The sequence below is a fragment of the Terrabacter terrigena genome (genome assembly GCF_042676085.1).
In the GTDB taxonomy this organism is placed as follows: Bacteria; Actinomycetota; Actinomycetes; order Actinomycetales; family Dermatophilaceae; genus Terrabacter; species Terrabacter terrigena.
In genome coordinates, this window is the sequence record NZ_JBHTKH010000002.1 from 146,730 (window position 1) to 163,792 (window position 17,063).

At 72.2% G+C, this 17,063-nt stretch carries 18 protein-coding genes; 8 read left to right on the forward strand and 10 right to left on the reverse strand.

The genetic code is table 11. The features are described from left to right. Positions 1-141: 141 nt before the first annotated feature. Entirely contained in the window at positions 142-1,503 is a 1,362-nt protein-coding gene (locus ACFQ2V_RS04945) for a DUF5667 domain-containing protein (protein WP_386051288.1), read from the forward strand. Positions 1,504-1,653: 150 nt separating this feature from the next. Here ACFQ2V_RS04945 and ACFQ2V_RS04950 read toward each other — a convergent pair whose 3' ends face one another. Further along, positions 1,654-2,796: a lysophospholipid acyltransferase family protein gene (locus tag ACFQ2V_RS04950; RefSeq protein ID WP_386051289.1), complete on the reverse strand. Its 1,143-nt coding sequence runs from the start codon at positions 2,794-2,796 to the stop codon at positions 1,654-1,656. Between ACFQ2V_RS04950 and ACFQ2V_RS04955 the strand changes: the two genes are divergently transcribed. After that, positions 2,786-3,697, forward strand: a complete 912-nt coding sequence (locus tag ACFQ2V_RS04955) for a hypothetical protein (protein WP_386051291.1) — start codon at positions 2,786-2,788, stop codon at positions 3,695-3,697. The two genes, ACFQ2V_RS04950 and ACFQ2V_RS04955, sit on opposite strands and share 11 nt — an antisense overlap. Here ACFQ2V_RS04955 and ACFQ2V_RS04960 read toward each other — a convergent pair. The 5 genes from ACFQ2V_RS04960 to ACFQ2V_RS04980 form a co-directional block, all read right to left on the reverse strand. Beyond that, a complete protein-coding gene (locus ACFQ2V_RS04960; protein ID WP_386051292.1) occupies positions 3,633-4,679 on the reverse strand; it encodes an NAD-dependent epimerase/dehydratase family protein in 1,047 nt (348 codons plus the stop codon). The genes ACFQ2V_RS04955 and ACFQ2V_RS04960 overlap by 65 nt on opposite strands. Before the next feature lie 213 nt (positions 4,680-4,892). Further along, positions 4,893-4,991 (reverse strand): 30S ribosomal protein bS22, encoded by a 99-nt coding sequence (locus tag ACFQ2V_RS04965; RefSeq protein WP_003792170.1) that lies wholly within the window; start codon positions 4,989-4,991, stop codon positions 4,893-4,895. Positions 4,992-5,238: 247 nt separating this feature from the next. After that, entirely contained in the window at positions 5,239-5,439 is a 201-nt protein-coding gene (locus ACFQ2V_RS04970) for a helix-turn-helix domain-containing protein (protein WP_020145054.1), read from the reverse strand. A gap of 207 nt (positions 5,440-5,646) precedes the next feature. Beyond that, positions 5,647-6,963, reverse strand: coding sequence for an aspartate--tRNA(Asn) ligase (gene aspS, locus ACFQ2V_RS04975; protein ID WP_386051294.1), 1,317 nt, complete (start codon positions 6,961-6,963; stop codon positions 5,647-5,649). Positions 6,964-7,224: 261 nt separating this feature from the next. Next, positions 7,225-8,421 (reverse strand): acetoin utilization protein AcuC, encoded by a 1,197-nt coding sequence (locus tag ACFQ2V_RS04980; RefSeq protein WP_386051295.1) that lies wholly within the window; start codon positions 8,419-8,421, stop codon positions 7,225-7,227. A 50-nt stretch (positions 8,422-8,471) separates the two neighbouring features. Between ACFQ2V_RS04980 and ACFQ2V_RS04985 the strand changes: the two genes are divergently transcribed. Beyond that, positions 8,472-9,140, forward strand: a complete 669-nt coding sequence (locus ACFQ2V_RS04985; RefSeq protein ID WP_386051296.1) for a potassium channel family protein — start codon at positions 8,472-8,474, stop codon at positions 9,138-9,140. Positions 9,141-9,245: 105 nt separating this feature from the next. Here the strand turns inward: ACFQ2V_RS04985 and ACFQ2V_RS04990 are convergent, their stop codons facing one another. The 4 genes from ACFQ2V_RS04990 to ACFQ2V_RS05005 all read right to left on the reverse strand — a co-directional run bounded on the left by ACFQ2V_RS04990 (position 9,246) and on the right by ACFQ2V_RS05005 (position 12,459). Continuing rightward, positions 9,246-9,773, reverse strand: a complete 528-nt coding sequence (locus ACFQ2V_RS04990; protein WP_386051298.1) for a GNAT family N-acetyltransferase — start codon at positions 9,771-9,773, stop codon at positions 9,246-9,248. Positions 9,774-9,878: 105 nt separating this feature from the next. Next, positions 9,879-10,361 (reverse strand): GNAT family N-acetyltransferase, encoded by a 483-nt coding sequence (locus ACFQ2V_RS04995; RefSeq protein WP_386051300.1) that lies wholly within the window; start codon positions 10,359-10,361, stop codon positions 9,879-9,881. Positions 10,362-10,689: 328 nt separating this feature from the next. After that, positions 10,690-11,496, reverse strand: a complete 807-nt coding sequence (proC, locus tag ACFQ2V_RS05000) for a pyrroline-5-carboxylate reductase (RefSeq protein WP_386051302.1) — start codon at positions 11,494-11,496, stop codon at positions 10,690-10,692. A gap of 12 nt (positions 11,497-11,508) precedes the next feature. Then, positions 11,509-12,459: a proline dehydrogenase family protein gene (locus ACFQ2V_RS05005; protein WP_386051304.1), complete on the reverse strand. Its 951-nt coding sequence runs from the start codon at positions 12,457-12,459 to the stop codon at positions 11,509-11,511. Between the two features lie 179 nt (positions 12,460-12,638). On the opposite strand from ACFQ2V_RS05005, the gene ACFQ2V_RS05010 reads away from it, so the two are divergent. The 5 genes from ACFQ2V_RS05010 (at position 12,639) to ACFQ2V_RS05030 (ending at position 16,844) form a co-directional block, all read left to right on the forward strand. Then, positions 12,639-13,346 carry a hypothetical protein gene (locus ACFQ2V_RS05010; RefSeq protein WP_386051305.1) on the forward strand — a complete coding sequence of 236 codons (708 nt, stop codon included), beginning with the start codon at positions 12,639-12,641 and terminating at the stop codon, positions 13,344-13,346. Between the two features lie 2 nt (positions 13,347-13,348). Continuing rightward, positions 13,349-14,164 (forward strand): maleylpyruvate isomerase N-terminal domain-containing protein, encoded by an 816-nt coding sequence (locus tag ACFQ2V_RS05015; RefSeq protein ID WP_386051306.1) that lies wholly within the window; start codon positions 13,349-13,351, stop codon positions 14,162-14,164. Positions 14,165-14,247: 83 nt separating this feature from the next. Then, on the forward strand, positions 14,248-15,534 hold the full coding sequence (locus ACFQ2V_RS05020; protein ID WP_386051308.1) for an alpha-hydroxy-acid oxidizing protein: 1,287 nt from the start codon (positions 14,248-14,250) through the stop codon (positions 15,532-15,534). Positions 15,535-15,609: 75 nt separating this feature from the next. Continuing rightward, entirely contained in the window at positions 15,610-16,362 is a 753-nt protein-coding gene (locus ACFQ2V_RS05025; RefSeq protein WP_386051310.1) for an SAM-dependent methyltransferase, read from the forward strand. Further along, a complete protein-coding gene (locus ACFQ2V_RS05030) occupies positions 16,359-16,844 on the forward strand; it encodes a nucleoside deaminase (RefSeq protein WP_386051312.1) in 486 nt (161 codons plus the stop codon). Before ACFQ2V_RS05025 ends, ACFQ2V_RS05030 begins: the two co-directional genes overlap by 4 nt. The last annotated feature ends 219 nt before the right edge of the window (positions 16,845-17,063 follow it).

The following is a 17,063-nucleotide window of genomic DNA, read 5'->3' on the forward strand; positions in this document are numbered from 1 at the left end:
TGACGGGCACGCGCGCAGACCCCAGCCCCCGACCAGAGCCCGACCAGCCCCACCCGCAGACCGGCACCACGACCCTCGCTCCACACCGCACCACACCCGATCCACCCCAGACACCAGCACCCGAGACCGAAGGAGGGGAACATGGACCTCGGCGCCAACGCCGACGGCGAGCTGCTGCAGCGCGCCCTCGACGGCGAGCGGGTCACCGACCCCGGCATCCTCGAGCTCGTCGCCGTGCTCCACGCCGTCCAGGCGGTCGACCAGGCCAGGCTCGCCCCGCGCGCCGAGTTCGTGTCCGACCTGCGCGCCAGGCTCCTGGCCGATGACCCCCGGGCGATCGTCCCGGTCGTCCCCCTCGACCCTGCTGACGGCGACACCCTCAGCCCCACCAGCACCGAGCTGGAGGGCCCCCTCGAGAGCACCTCGGCGCAGGCCACCCAGCGAGCCACTGGCCCCGAGCACAACGGTTCGGGCGGCACCGTCTCGGTGCTCCGTGTCGCCGCGCGACCGCTGAAGTTCCTTGCGGCAGCAGCCGCAGCCGTCCTGGTCATCGGTGGCGCGCTCGGCTTCGCCTCGAGGTCGGCGGTGCCCGGCGACGCGCTCTACGGCGTCAAGCAGCTCCTCGACCGCGCGGCTGTCCAGCTGTCCGGCTCGCGCTACGAGCAGGGCCTGACCTACCTGGCGCAGGCGCAGGAGCACATCGGCGAGGCGCGCAACCTGATCGACCGCGGCCAGCCGTCGACCCACGACCTCGACACGGCCTACGACTCGGCCTCCGACGCCACGAGGCGCGCGCAGACGATCCTGCTCGACATCTACCGCAGCGAGGGTCGGGCCGACGCCCTCTCCGAGCTGTCCGACTTCTACACGCGGGCGATCCCGCAGGTCGACGCCATGCGGCCGCGCGTGCCGGCGGACTCGCTGCCGTCGTGGCAGCGGCTGCGCGACCTGCTGGGCGCGGGGCAGGTGGCCACGCTGCGCGAGATCGCGTCGTGCAGTGCCTGCGGCGACCGCGCCGAGCAGGCCAAGCAGCTGCTCAGCAGCATCATCACCGTCCGCCCCACGAGCGGGACCACACTGCCACGCCCGTCTTCCCCGGCTCCGCGGCCGTCCGCGTCGCTCCCCCGAACCCAACCGCCGTCCGCGACGCTCCCCAGCGGAGGCCTGCCGAGCGCGACACTGCCCTCACTGCCGCGCGGCGGCGTCGACGTGACGGGTGAGGTCACCCTGCCCGGCGGCACGATCAACCTGCCCGGCGCGGGCGTCAACAGCACGTCGGTCGGCGTCGGCGGGGGCGGCGTCACCCTCCCGGGGGCGACCGTCAGCCTGCCCCACGTGGGCGTCTCGAGCACGACCGTCAGGGTCGGCGGCGGCGGCGGCGTCACGCTGCCCCTGCCCGGTGCGACGATCCCGCTGCCACCGGTGGTCATCACGCCACCTGCCCTCCCCCGTCTCCCCACGACGACGCTCCCGAAGCTGCCCCTCCCGCCGCGCCTCCCCTGACGGCTACCGCGGCATCCGGAGCTGCACGGAGCTGCTGACCGGATCGCCGCGCCGCGGGCAGCGCCGCACGGCCCGATGACAGGTCGTCGATCCGGCCGCCCGAGGTGGTCTTCGGGCCGTCGTCGCGGCCCGTCGACCAGTCCAGGGACGTCAGAGGAAGACGGACTTGCGCTGCATGAGCAGGCTGTAGAGCGTCTGCTGGATCGTCTCGCGCACCTGGTCGGTGAGGTCGAAGACGAGCATGGGGTCGTCGGCGGCCTCCGGCCCGAAGGTGGTCGTCTGGATCGGCGGACCGAACTCGATGAGCCACTTGCTCGGCAGCGGAACCATCCCGAGCGGGCCGAGCAGCGGGAACGTCGGCGTGATCGGGGCGTACGGCAGGCCGAGCAGCCTGGCGACGGCCGGCATGTTGCCGAGGATGGGGTAGATCTCCTCGGCTCCGACGATGGAGACCGGCACGATCGGCACGCCGGCGCGCAGGGCCGCCGAGACGAAGCCACCGCGACCGAAGCGCTGCAGCTTGTAGCGCTCGCTGAACGGCTTGCCGACCCCCTTGAAGCCCTCGGGCCAGACCCCGACGAGCGAGCCGCCCGCGAGCAGCCGCTCGGCGTCGGTGTTGGCCGCGAGGGTCGTGCCGGAGCGGCGGGCCATGGTGCCGATGAAGGGCATCTGGAAGACGAGGTCGGCTCCGAGCATGCGCAGGTGACGCTTCTTCGGGTGCTCGTCGTACACGGCGACCTGCGTCATGAGGGAGTCCATGGCGACGGTGCCGGAGTGGTTGCCGACGACGAGGGCGCCGCCGTCGTCGGGGATGTTCTCGATGCCGCGCACCTCGACCCTGAACCACTTCTTGTACAGCGGCCGCAGCAGGGGCAGGTGGACGTTGATCGTGTAGTCCTCGTCGAAGCCGAACTCGTCGACGACGTAGTCACCCGACAGGCGCCGGCGCAGGTAGGCGAGCGTCTCGGCGACCTGGCGCTCGACGTCCTCGGCCGGCATACCGGCCGACGTCGCCGCGGCACGGAGCACGTTGACGGCGAGCTCGACGAGCTCGGCGGGACCGGGCCGTGACTCGGAGGTGAACTCGGCCCCCTCGAGCACCGCACCGACGAGCTTCTCGGCGCGCGACTGCAGGCCGGACGTCAGTGCGCGCTCCCAGCCGTCGTCACCCGCTCGCGTATGCCGTCCCGCCCCCGGGGCGTCCGCCTGGTCGACGCTTGGGGGTTCGTGCACCGGGGGCACGGCGTGCAGGCGGGTCGGCTCGCCGCTCGCGGTGCGACGCGTGGAGCGCATCGAGGCCCTGCTCGGCCGGGTGCGCGGCGTGGACGGCGTCGTCGCTGTGGGTGAGGTCGGCGAGGTGGGTGGGGTCGGCGTGGGTGAGGTCCCAGGGGGCGAGGTCGGCGTTGGGGTCGCCGCGTCACCGGCCGATGGACCGCCGTCGGCGGATGCCTCGACGACGGTGGCCTCGGGGGCCGGTGCGATCTCGGGTGTAGTGTCGTCGCGCTGCTCGGTCGCCACGTCGACGGTCACCGGGGTGTCGGTCACCCCGACGGCCTCGTCGGGAAGCGTCGGGCTGGCCGCGCCGACCGACCTGCGGCGCGCGTCGCTCACCTCGACCGGCTGCGTCGGCAGCAGGGGCGTGCCGGTGCGGCGACGCCGCTCGCCCGAGGCCCGTGCGGCACCAGCGGCGAACGCCCCGCCCGAACGCGACCCTGCCGGGGTCGCCCGTGTCGGGCGCGAGGCCGCCGGGCTGTCGCCCGTCGCCCCGGTGGTTTTCACAGCGGCCTTCCTGGTCGCAGCGGGCTTCTGCGCTGCCGTCTTCGACGGCGCCGCCTTCGTCGCGGCCGGCTTCGCCGTCTCCGCCGTCTCCGCCGTCTTCGGCGCGGCCTTCTTCGACGCGGCCTTCTTCGGCGCCCTCTTCTTCGGCGGTCTCTTCTCAGCCGAAGCGGTCCGGTCCGAGGCGTCCGACGCAGCCTTCGACGCAGCCTTCGACGTGGCCTTCGACGCAGCCTTCGACGTGGCCTTCGACGTTGCCTTCGACGCAGCACGGCGTGCGGGCGCCGGCGGCTCGGTCTGCACGGCCGGCTCGCTCGACTGGCTCGACTGGCTGGGCTCGGTCGGCTGGGTCGTCACGGCTGGATCCTGTCGAAGACTCGGGCGATGGCCGCCGCGGTGCCGCCGGCAGCATCGCTGACGACGTCGCCGACACCCTCCACGCCGGGCACGGCCGGGCGCAGGTGGCTGGCGTAGTCCTCGAAGGCGGCGCGGGTCGAGTAGTGCGGTTCGAAGCCGAACACCGAGCGCATGCGGTGCGTGTCGAGGCCGCGCCCGAACGCGAGGAAGGTGAGCTGGTCGGACGAGAAGTCGGCCAGGCCGCTGCGCTTGACGACGTTGCCGATGACGCCGGCCGCCGCGAGGGGCAGTGGCAGGATCGGGCGGCGGGCGATGGCCGTGCACTGCGTGACGGTGAGGAAGCCGTCGCCGGCCACGTTGACGATGCCCACGGCGGGCCCGGTGGTGGCCAGGATCATCGCGGCGGTGGCGTCGTTCTCGTGGACGAACTGGAACCGGGCGTCGAACCCGAGCGGGACGGGCACCACAGGTAGCGAGAAGTAGTCGGTGATGGCGGTGTGGATGCTCGGGCCCACGACGTTGGCGAAGCGGAGCATCGTGATCTCGACGTCTGGCCGGCGGCGGGAGAAGCCCCGCACGTAGCCCTCGACCTCGACGGAGTCCTTCCCGAAACCGGTGCGCGGCAGCGTCTTGGGGTTCATGTCCTCGCTGAACATCGCGGGGTCGCGCGGCGAGGAGCCGTAGACGGCGGCCGACGACTTCACGACGAGGCGCGTGACCGACTCGGACTTCTGGCAGGCAGCGAGCAGCTGCATCGTGCCGATGACGTTGATCTCCTTCTGCGTCACCCGCCCGCCGGTGTCCTTGGGGGTCGCGATGACGTTCATGTGCACGACCGTGTCGACCGCGGCCTGCGCCATGATGCGCCCGATCATCGGGTTGCGGATGTCGGCGCGCACGAACTCGGCCCGCCCGATCGAGTGCTTCGGGGGCACGACGTCGACCCCGAGGATCCGCTCGATCGAGGGGTCGGCCGACAGGCGGCGCGCGTAGAGGCCGCCGAGGTAGCGGGACACCCCCGTGACGAGGACGACCTTTGCCATCACGTCCTCCTGTCGTCGGCCCCTACCGTCACGTGAAGCCTACCGATGGGTCGTGGCCCAGATGGTCGGCGCACCCGCTCCGGGCCCGGATGTGGCGAGCGTCTCGCGGATGCGACACGGCCGCGACGGCAGCGTCCCGAGACGCGAACGACCCCCACCGTGGGTGAGGGTCGAGAGCGTGCGGGGCGATCCGCCGAAACCTGAAAGCTCAGGTCACTTCTTGTTGCGACGCTGGTGACGCGTCTTGCGCAGCAGCTTGCGGTGCTTCTTCTTCGCCATCCGCTTGCGGCGCTTCTTGATGACAGAACCCATGTTTGTCCTTGTCGTGCGACTTGTCTCTGACTGAGCTGATGCCGACCTGCGTCGACACACCTCGGAGAGGGTAGGTCGAACTTCACGAGCCGAACAGGCTCCACAGCGTAGCGCGTACGGGGCCTCTGGCCCAAAAGGAGCGTCACGTTGTCAACCTGCCCACCTGCCCGAACGCCGAAGGGGCGGCTCGACCTGGTGGTCGTGGCCGCCCCTTCGGGTGCGTCGTGACGCGGGTGTCACGCTGTGTTCACGCGGTGTCGATGTAGGACGTCTGGAGGTACTTGTGCACCGCGTCCTCCGGAACCCGGAAGGAGCGGCCGACGCGTACGGCAGGAAGGTCTCCGCCGTGGACGAGTCGGTAGACCGTCATCTTCGACACGCGCATGATCGAGGCGACCTCGGCGACGGTTAGAAACCGCACCTCGGCGAGCTGGCGCTCATTCGACATGTGTTACCCCGATCTTCAGGTGGGTTCGCACCCGCGCGTCGACGGCTTCCCCTCCGACGAAACTTCACGCAGGTGCAAGAAGCAACACTAGGGGCAGATGTGACTGGAGGGGAAGCGAACGGTGTAACGAATCGTCGTGACGCAACTCGACACGCCGGTGGGACCCCTGTGGATCTCCCGGCTGGTCGGCTCCTCGCCCCACGAACGTCACGGCTCCAGACGGTGCAGGTCGCGCGGGAAGAGCGTCACCTCGCGCACGTTCTCGGCACCTGTCAGGCGTGCCACCCACCTTTCCAGACCGATCGCGAACCCGCCATGTGGAGGCATGCCGTGCTCGAACGCGTCGAGGTAGCCCGCCAGCACCGAAGGGTCGGTGCCGGTCCGCGCCATCGCGGCGGTGTAGTCGGACGGCCGGTGCAGGCGCTGGCCGCCCGTCGTCAGCTCGAGACCGCGGAAGAGCAGGTCGAAGCTGTTGCTCCACCGCTCGTCCCCCGGCTGCGGGTGCGTGTAGAACGGCCGCTTGGTCATCGGGTAGCCCTCGACCGCGAGGAAGTCGGAGCCGTATGCGGTCCGCGCCCACTCCCCCAGCGCGCGCTCGTGCGCGGGGCTGAGGTCGGGCTCGTCGGGGTCGGCGCCGACCTTCGCCAGCGCGTCCCGGAAGTGGATCACGGGGAACTCCTCCGGCACCTGCGGCAGCTCGACGCCCAGGAGCGCAGCGGCGTCGCCGGCATACGTGGTGATGCCCTCGACCATGCCTGCGACGGCGGCGCGCAGGACGGCCAGCACGTCGCGGTGGTCGCGGATGAAGCCGAGCTCGGCGTCGAGCGAGGTGTACTGCGCGAGGTGGCGCACGGTGTCGTGTGGCTCGGCGCGGAAGACCGGGCCGACCTCGAAGACCCGCTCGAACACGCCGACGAGCATCTGCTTGTAGAGCTGCGGGCTCTGCGCCAGGTAGGCGGTGCGGCCGAAGTAGTCGACCGTGAAGACGTTGGCGCCCGACTCGGTCGCGGTGCCGACGAGCTTCGGCGTCGCGATCTCGGTGAACTCGAGCGAGCCCAACGCAGAACGGAACCCGCGCAGCGAGGCGCCGGCGATCTGCCAGGCCGCGCGGTGTCTCGGGTGCCGAAGCGTGACCGCGGCGTGGTCGAGGTGCGTCGGGAGCCCGGCGCCGAACGTCGGGCGCCACAGCTCGACCGGCGGCGCTGCCGCAGGCTCGGTCAGGGGCCTGACGGTCGGCTCGACGAGCTCGGCACCACCCGGCGCTGCCGGGTTGGCCGAAACGGTGCCCGTCACCTCGACGACGGTCTCCTCGGGCAGACCGGCGATCTGCGCGACGGTCGCGTCGTCCTTGACGACGACCTGCGCCAGGCCCGAGCGGTCGCGCAGCACGAGGAACGTGACGCTCGCGAGGACGCGGCGCCGGTGGACCCAGCCGGCGAGCGTGGCAGGGCTGCCGGCCTCGACGGTGCCGAGGTCGCGCGCGAGCACGCGCGGAGCCAGGGTCGTGGGTTGGGTTGGTTGCATTCCGTTCACCTCCAGAGGGTTGGTGCCCCGGAGGTGTGGGCGATGGGGAATGTCGCTGTGCCACCACACCTTCGCCGCCGCGGATCGCGGACGGCCTCTGGTCGTGCTCGGCTCAGGATCGTCAGGCCCGTCGTCGCCGTGCCGGCCACCCTACCCCCGATCGAAAGAACACTCAGTCCCCTTTTTCGGTCCGGATCCGAGTGGGGTTTGCCCGCCAAGGGCGCCGCGGCACGCGCCGCAGCGAAGCGAGGCGCCAAGGACTCAGTCGAAGTGGATGTCGAGTCCGTGGAGGGGGAAGACGGCGGTGCGCGTGGCCATGACCGCGCGGTCGACCTCGCTGGCCGGGTCGTAGCCCATCTCCCACGACCGCCACCAGAGCGGTCCGTCCTCGGCGGTGAGGTCTCCCATGCGCCGAGGGCCCGGCCGCCCGAACAGCTGCTCGACGTGGGAGCGCCATTCCTCGGGCACCTCCACCGACGTCTTGATCGGGGCGTGGGCGGCGATCGCCGTGAGGTGGGTCCACGTGCGGGGCACGACCCCGACCACCTCGTAGCCGCCTCCGCCGAGGGCCACCCAGCGCCCGTTGCAGACCTCGTGGGCGAGCCGGTGCATCGCGTCGGCGGCGGCGCGCTGGGCGTCGACCGTGACTGCGAAGTGCGCAAGGGGGTCCTCGGTGTGGGTGTCACACCCGTGCTGCGTGACGAGGACGTCGGGCTTGAAGGCGCGGACCACGGGGTCGGCCACGGCGTGCAGCGCGCGGAGCCAACCGGCGTCGGACAGGCCCGGCGGGAGCGCGACGTTGACCGCTGTGCCCTCTGCGTCCTTGCCGCCGACGTCGCCTGGCCAGCCGGTGCCCGGGAAGAGCGCACGGCCGCTCTCGTGGACCGAGATGGTGAGCACCCGGGGGTCGTCCCAGAAGATGCGCTCGACGCCGTCGCCGTGGTGGACGTCGACGTCGACGTACGCGACGCGCTCGGCCCCGTGGTCGAGCAGCCACTGGATGCCCACCGCGATGTCGTTGTAGACGCAGAAGCCGCTAGCAGTCCCGCGCATCGCGTGGTGCAGCCCGCCGGTGAAGTTCACGGCGTGCGCGGCCTCGCCCTCCCAGACGGCGCGGCAGCTGTCGACGGTGCCCTGCACGACCCGCGAGCTGGCCTCGTGCATGCCCTCGAAGGCGGGGTCGTCCTCGGTGCCCAGGCCATAGGCCTCGTCGGCGGAGCGCGGGTCGGCCGAGGCGGCCTTGACCGCGGCGAGGTAGTCGGCGTCGTGGATCGTCGCGAGGAGCTCGTCGGAGGCCACTTCGGCCCCGACGACCTCGACGCCGTCGGTGTCGAAGATCCCGAGTGACTCGCAGAGGCGTGCCGTGAGGTCGAGGCGCACCGGTGCCATCGGGTGCGTGGGGCCGAAGTTGTACCTCGTGAAGGAGGAGTCCCAGACGACCCTGGCCTGAGTTGGCATGATTGAGACGCTATCGCGGAAACGCTCCCCCGACGACGGAGGTACAACCCATGGGCCGCAACCGGCTCTTCGACGACGACGTGATCGTCATCGGGCTGGGACGCTTCGGCTCGGCCGTGGCGCTCGAGCTCACCCGGCTCGGGCACCGGGTCATCGCCGTCGAGCGCGACAACGCGATCGCCGAGAGCTACGTCAACAAGGTCGCGAAGGTGGTGCACGCCGACCTGTCGCACGCGACGGGACTCGACATGATCCGTGACGCCGAGCCCAAGATCGCCATCGTCGGCATCGGGTCGTCGGTGGAGTCCTCGGTCCTCGCGGCCGCCAACCTCGTCGACGCCGGGGTCCCCTCGATCTGGGCCAAGGCGATGTCGCCCGAGCACAAGCGCATCCTCGACCGCATCGGCGTGCACCACGTCATCTCCCCCGAGGCCGACTCGGGGCGACGGGTCGCCCACCTCGTCAACGGCAAGATGCTCGACTACATCGAGTTCGACGACGGCTTCGCCATCGTCAAGCTCAAGCCGCCGAACGAGACCATCGGCTTCACGCTCGAGCAGAGCCAGGTGCGCCGCAAGTACGGCGTCACCATCGTCGGCGTCAAGGCCCCCGGCGAGGACTTCACGTACGCCGTCCCGCAGACGAAGATCTCGGCGCACCACATGCTCATCGTCAGCGGCCCCACCGAGCTGATCGAGCGCTTCGCGGCCCGCCCCTGAGCGAAACCGCCTCTCGCGCAAGCGAACCCCGCCCTCCCGGCATACGGGATGGTGGGGTTCGTCTCGTGGGCTCCTGAGCCTGGTTCCCGGCCGGGCGCCGGGGCGTCAGAGGTGGGGCTGGGGGCCGGGGTCGTCGCCGAGGGGCAGCACCATCGCGACCTCCTCGTCGCCGTCCTCCTCGCTGACGACCCCCATGGGGCGGCGGTAGTCGGTGGGCCGGAAGCCCATGCCGCTCGCGAAGGCGACGGCACGGCCGTTGTCGGTGCCGACCCAGTAGACGAGGTGCGAGTTGCCGCGCCTGGCGGCGAGCTCGGCCCCGTGCTTGACGAGCCGGGTCGCGACGCCCAGGCCGCGCGCCTCGGGGCGCACCCAGAGGCCGAAGAGCTCGCCCGCCGACCCCTCGGTCGCCTTGGCCGTGCCGACGCTGACGACGCCGACCGCGTTGCCCTCGCGCTCCGCGACGATGCGGGCGGACCGCTGCATGCGTTCGCGCCAGAAGGACTCGTCGAAGGCCTCCTCCTCCTCGGCCGTGGCGACGAAAGCCTCGGGGGACTCACGCAGGGCCGAGAGACGGACGGAGCGGTAGTCCTCCCAGTCGTCCTCGCCGAGGGGACGCACGATGATGTCGGTCATGTGGTCCACCTTCGCACGACCCATTGCGCGAGCGCACCCGCGGGTGGGTGAACGTTCGGCATCCTCGGGGAAGTGACGACGAACCGCGCTGGCCGACAGTGGTGCTCAGAACCGGTGCACCATCTCGATCTCGGTCAGGTCGGGACGGCGCGGGTGCTCGTGGACAGCTCCGGTGCGCTCGAACCCGCAGCGGGCGTAGAGGGCCTCGGCGGGCGCGTTGGAGCTGGTGACCTCGAGGAGGACCTCGGACTTGCCGAGCCGCCGCGCCTCGTCGAGCACTGCACGGACCAGCGCCTCCCCCACGCCGCGCCCACGTGCCCTCGGCGCGACGTACATGCCGAAGAGCGTCGCGGTGGTCGCCCTCTCAGGCTCCCAGTGCGACCCGAGCCCGGCGCTGCCGATGATCCCTTCGGCGTCACGGGCCTGCACCAGCCACGCTCCCTCGATGCGCTCGCGCCAGTCGGCCTCGTCGTAGACGGCCTCGTCGGCGTAGGTGAACCAGAAGGCGTCCGGCGCGTCCTGGAGCATCGCCAGCCGCACGTCGCGGTGCGACTGCCAGTCGTCGGGCGCGACCGCGTGGAGGTGCATACGTTGACCGTGGGCGGGTGCCGCCCCGGCCGGTGAGGTGGCAGACGAGCCGTCCGACGGGTCCGCGGGGTCCGCGGAGCCTCCGGGTCCGGCGCTCTCGGGAAGGTCTGAGTCGCGTGCGGGCACGCCTCCACTGTGCCCGCCCTCGGGCCCCCACGTCACGTGCGTCGCGTGCGCGCCACCGCACGCGCGTACAGCTACTGGACGTCGAGGAACGCCCTCGGACCGTGGACGCGGGTGCGCGGCACCATCGAGTACGACTCGGCGGGCCGGCAACCCGACGAGCGGACAACCCGACGAGCGGACAACCCGACGAGCGGACGAGCGATCAGGGCTGACCCGACGCGAGCTGCTTGGACCGCGCCGCCGCAGCCTCCATGGCCGTCACGAACGCCGCACGCACCTTGTGGTCGTCGAGCTGGCGCAGGGCGGCGACCGTCGTGCCACCCGGCGAGCTGACCTGCTCGCGGAGCACCGTCGGGTGCTCGTGCGTCTCGCGGAGCATCGTCGCAGCGCCGTAGAGGGTCTGGACGACGAGCTCGGTCGACGTCGCCCGCGGCAGCCCGAGCACGACCCCTGCCTCGATCATCGCCTCGACGACGTAGAAGATGTAGGCGGGCCCGGAGCCGGAGATCGCCGTCACCGCGTCGAGGTGCTTCTCGGCGAGCCGCACGACCTTGCCGCACGAGCTGAGCAGGGCCTCGGCCTCGGCCAGGTGCTCGTCGGTGCAGTGGCTGCCGGGCGAGATACCGGCCATCCCCTGGTCGACGAGCGCGGGGGTGTTGGGCATGACGCGGATGACGGACGTGCCCTCGGGCAGGCGGGACTCGAGGAACTCGGTCGTGATGCCGGCGGCGAGCGACACGACGGCGTTGCCGGGCGCGACGTGGTCACGGATCTCGTCGAGCAGGCCGGCCATGTCCTGCGGCTTGACGCACAGCACGAGGGTGTCGGCGGCCTCGGCGGCCTCGGCGTTCGGCAGGACGCGTACGCCATGGCGCTCGGCGAGCGCGTTGACCTTGTCGGGGGTGCGGCCGGTGACGACGAGGTCGCCGGGCGTGCGTCCGGACCGGATGAGGCCCGAGACGAGCGTCTCGCCCATGACCCCTGCACCGAAGATCGCCGTCGTCGTCATGGTGCGCCCCCCTCAGCCCTTGGTCGCGACGCCGCGCAGGAAGAACATGACGTTGGCCGGCTTCTCGGCCATGCGGCGCATGAGGTAGCCGTACCACTCCTGGCCGTACGGGATGTAGACGCGCATCTGGTCGCCGCGGTCGGCGATGCGCTTCTGCTCGTCGGGGCGGATGCCGTAGAGCATCTGGTACTCGAACGACTTCGGGTCGCGCCCGGCCTGGCCCGCGAGCGCCCCTGCGATCTCGATGAGCCGAGGGTCGTGCGAGGCCACCATCGGGTAGCCCTCGCCCTGCATGAGGATCTTGAGGCAGCGGACGTAGGACTTGTCGACCTCGGCGCCGGCCTGGAAGGCGACCGACTCGGGCTCCTTGTAGGCGCCCTTGCAGAGGCGCACACGCGAACCGGCGTGTGCGAGGTCCCGGCAGTCGGCCTCGGTGCGGTAGAGGTACGCCTGCAGCACGGCACCGACCGTCGGGAAGTCCGCGCGGAGCTCGCGCAGCGCGTCGAGCGTGAGGTCGGTCGTCGTGTGGTCCTCCATGTCGAGGGTCACGGTCGTGCCCGCCTCGGCGGCGAGCCGGCAGATCTCACGGGCATGGTCGAGGGCGATCGCGTTGCCGTCGCCCGGCAGGGCCTGGCCCAGGGCGCTCAGCTTGAGGGACACCTCGACCGTGCCACCCTCGGTGAGGCCCTGGTCGCGCAGCGCCGTGAGGAGCGAGACGTAGGCGTCGCGGGTGTGCCGGGCCTGGGCGATGTCGGTGGTGTCCTCGCCGAGGTAGTCGATCGTCGACAGCCGGCCGGAGGCGGAGATCTCGGCGGCGGCACCCACGACGTCGGCGCGCTCGGCGCCGGGGACGAAGCGCTTGACGACCGAGCGCGACACAGGCGCCTTCTCGATGACGTCTCGGATCTTCTCCTGCTTGGACAGCTGCAGGAGCGAGTTGCGCAGCAGGTCGCTGGCGTCCACGGGGGCCTCCGGGTGGTGCTCGGGTGGTGTCGGGATGTCGGGACCGGGGTGCCGGCCCCGCGCTGTCGGGGACTGCGGCGGGCGACGGTGGCCGACCCGCCCGGCAAATCTACCGCCGTCGCCACAGGCTGCCTGCCCGCTCCCCGGTGAGCGCGGCGCCATGGGGCAGACTCGCTGCCATGCGTCGACCGCCGACCCGAGCCCTCCTGGCTGCCGTGGCCCCGCTCGCCCTCGTCCCGTGGCTGGCTGCGTGCTCCGACCCGGCCGCCACGACGTCCGAGGCGATCCCCTCCACGAAGGGCGCCGTCACGACGGCAGCGACGACGCCGGACGAGCCGCTCGCTCCCCCGTCGAGCCTGACGCCGCCGCGCGTGCACGAACCCGCAGCCGTGACGGCATACCTCGAGGGCTACGACGTGTCGGGGCTGACCCGCTCCGCCTCGGGCGGGCGCGTCGACGTGGCAGCCTGCCCCGGCACCCCGGGGCTGGCGAGGGCCGCCGGGCCCGACGCGTACGCCCGGTCGTGGGACGGCTCGGCCGGCGTTCGCGCCGACGTCGCCGCCATCACCTACCCCGACATCGCCACGGCGGCCAGGGCCGCCGAGCCGGTCCTCGACGCCGCTGCGTCATGCCGGGCACCCGGGCCCGGCAAGGGCGCGACGACGACGGTGGCCAACCAGCGACGCGACGTCGCAGAAGGTATGCCGCTGGGCCGGGTCGACCTGACCCGTGAGTCCGCCACCGGCACCGTGCACGCCTACGTCGGCGTCGTGCAGGTCGGCAACGTGCTGCTGCGACTGACCTACGCCTCCCCCGACGGCAAGGTCGCCAACGAGAAGGGGTCGACCGCCCTGGCCCTGCTGGCCCGACACGTGCAGGAGCTGTGACGGTGACCTTCGACGACGACGCGCTACGGACACCCGGACCACTCGGCGTCTCCGTCGACGGCCTCGGTGACGCGCTCGGAGCGGCGTCGACGGTGTTGCGCGCCAACAGCATGGCCGCCGGCCTCGACGCGCCCGTGCCCACCTGCCCCGGCTGGACCGTGCTCGACCTGGTGGCCCACCAGGGCATGGTCCACCGCTGGGCGGCGAGCCACCTCCGAGGGAGGCCGGTCGACCAGCCCGAGCAGCTCGAGGTCGAGGGTCGCGCCTCGCCGGACGTACTGGGGTGGTTCGACGAGGGAGCGACCGGCCTGCTGCAGGCGATCGTCGACGCTCCCGACGACCTCGAGGCTCTCGTCTTCCTCAAGGACGCCCCGCCTCCCCGGCTCTTCTGGACCCGGCGCCAGTGCCACGAGACGACGATCCACGCGGTCGACGCCCTGGGCGCACGGCTGGGTCGACCGGCCCGCGCCGAGGAGACGTGGATCGCCCCCGAGGTCGCCGTCGACGGCATCGACGAGCTGCTCGTCGGTTTCGTCACCCGCAGCCGCAAGGGAGCCTCCCCCGACGGGTCCACGGACTCGACACTCCTGCTCGTGGCCCCCGACGGCTGCGACGTTGCCTGGCTCGTCGACCTCGCGACCGGCCGGCCGGTCGCGACCCGGAGGGTGCGGCCGGGCTCCCCCGACACGAAAGACGTCGACCAGGTCTGGACGGGCCGTCCCGTCGAGCTCTACCTGCGGCTCTGGAGCCGCGGCGCCGCCGAGCCGGTGGACGACCTCGAGCGCTGGTGGCGCGAGTCGATCTCGGTCACGTGGTGACGCGCCGGCGGAGCGACCGCACGTAGCAGGATGGGCGAGGTCCGGGCGCGACGATGCGCCCGGCCGCGACGCGAGGAGCAGGTATGCCGTCGGAGGGCTTCGGCCGGACCGTGCAGTCCGCCATCTACCGCGCAGGTGCCTTCGGCCACCGACCGGAGGTCCCGACCGACGGCGCCCGGCTCGAGACGGCTGCACGGAAGGCCATGTCCCGCAGGGGTTTTGCCTACGTCGCGGGGTCCGCGGGGTCGGAGGCGAGCGCCGCAGCGAACGCGCAGGCCTTCGACCGGTGGCGGGTCGTGCCGCGCATGCTCGTCGACACGACGGAGCGCGACCTCGGTGTCGAGCTCTTCGGCCGACGGCACGAGAGCCCGTTCCTCGTCGCCCCCATCGGCGTGCTGTCGATGGCCCACGAGGAGGCCGACCTCGCCGTCGCCCGGGGAGCCCGCGAGCAGGGCGTCACCCAGGTCATCAGCACGCAGGCGTCGGTGCCGATGGAGGACATCGCCCGCGCGCTCGCCGGCTCCGGGCACTGGTACCAGCTCTACTGGAGCAACGACGACGACCTCGTCGAGAGCCTCGTGTCGCGTGCCGAGGCGTGCGGCAGCGAGGCCCTCGTCGTCACGCTCGACACCGCATACCTCGGCTGGCGGCCGCGCGACCTCGACCTCGGGCACCTGCCGTTCGCGCGCGGCGAGGGCATCGCGCAGTACACGTCGGACCCGGTCTTCCGGCGGCTCGTCGCCGAGCGGGTGGCGGCGGCAGCGCCCCAGCCGCGCCCACGACCGACGCCGGCCGCGGTCGCGACGCTGCTCGCCATGTCGCGCAACCACCCCGGTGCCACCCGGCACAACCTCACCGCGCCCGAGCCGCGTGCTGCCGTCGAGACGTTCCTCGACGTGTTCAGCCGGCCCTCGCTGACGTGGGACGACCTGCCGCGCCTTCGGTCGCTGACGTCGCTGCCGATCGTGCTCAAGGGGATCCTGCACCCCGAGGACGCGCGGCGGGCCGTGGACGCCGGTGTCGACGGCATCTACGTCTCCAACCACGGTGGGCGTCAGGTCGACCGGTCTGTCGCGGCCCTCGACGCCCTGCCCGACGTCGTCGAGGTGGTGCGGGGTGCGGGTTCGAGGATGCCGGTGATCTTCGACAGCGGGATCCGTTGCGGCGCAGACGCTTTCGTGGCCCTCGCCCTCGGCGCCACCGCCGTGGGCGTCGGCCGTCCGCACGTCTACGGCCTCGCGCTCGCCGGCGCCGACGGCGTGTCGCAGGTGCTGCGCAACCTCCGGGCCGAGCTCGACCTGCAGCTCGCCCTGACGGGTCACACCTCGCTTGCGTCGCTCACCCCGGACGTGCTCGCGCGCGTCGACTGACGCACCGGGCCGGCAGGTGCGCCGCTCCGTGAAACGGGCTCGACGGCATACGGACTCGTCACGGAGGATCGGCACATGCCCGCCCTCGACCACCTGACCCGAGACGCCTACCCACGGTCGTCGAAGTACGACGCCAAGTGGCTCGTCGACCTCGACATGGGGCCGCACCCGCTCTGGCTGCTCGAGGACCTCGCGGCCGACCTCGACCTGCGACCCGACATGCGCGTGCTCGACCTCGGGTCGGGCCTCGGCGCGACCTCGGTCTTCCTCGTGAAGGAGTACGGCGTGCAGGTGGTGGCAGCCGACCTGTGGGTCGACCCGAGCGAGGCCGGGGCGGTCTTCCGCAAGGAAGGTGTCGACGACCGGGTGCTGCCGGTCCGGGTCGACGCGCACGCACTGCCCTTCGGGCGAGGCTCGTTCGACGCCATCGTCAGCATCGACGCATGGGAGTACTTCGGCACCGGCGACCACTACCCGCCCTACCTCGCGAAGTTCCTCAAGCCCGGCGGGCAGCTCGGCGTCGCGACGCCCGCCCTCACCACCGAGGTGCGCGAGCTCGGCGAGATCCCCGAGCACATCGACCGTGTGGTCGGCGCCGAGACCTCCGCCTGGCACACCGCCGACTGGCTGCGCAGCCAGTGGGAGTTCAGCCGGGCATTCAGCGGCGTCACGGCGCGCACGCAGCAGGACGCGTGCGCCAACTGGCTGCTGTGGGAGCGTGCGGTCATGGAGCTCAAGGGCCAGCCGACCTCGCCGGTCCAGGGCATGCTCGAGGCCGACGGTGGGGCGTTCGTGACGTTCGCCCTGGTGACGGGGAGGGTGGCATGACGGTCAGCGACGTGGATCTCGAGCACCTGCGGCGGGCGGTCTCCCTCGCGCGCCTCGCTCTCGAACGGGGGGACGAGCCGTTCGGCTCGGTGCTCGTGTCGGGCGACGGCGAGGTGCTGTTCGAGGACCACAACCACGTGGTCGCGATCGAGGCGACACAGCACCCGGAGTTCGCGATCGCCCGCTGGGCCGGCGCGCACCTCACGGCCGAGGAGCGCGCGGCCTCGACGGTGTACACGTCGGGCGAGCACTGCCCGATGTGCTCGGCCGCGCACGCCTGGGTGGGCCTCGCGCGCATCGTGTACGCCGCCAGCTCGGAGCAGCTGGGGGCGTGGCGTTCGGCGTGGGGCGCGCCGGCATCGCCGGTCGCGGCGCTGTCGATCCGCGACGTCGTGCCGGGCGCGGTGGTCGACGGCCCGGCCCCCGAGCTCGAGGCCGAGATCAGGGCTCTCCACGAACAGTTCGCCACCACGCACCCCTGACCGCACTCCTGAACGCGCCCGTCGCGCGCCGCGGCACCCGATCCGCCGCCTGTGGAAGACGGCGGCGCGCAAGACCTGACCTGCTGGATCGTCTGGACATGACACCGGACGACACACCGGACGACGGCAGACCCCATGTGCGCATCACGTCCCGGCGCGTCCGCCTCGAGGGCGGGCAGCGGCTCTCCGACGTCGGGTGGGGACGCTGACCGTCGAACG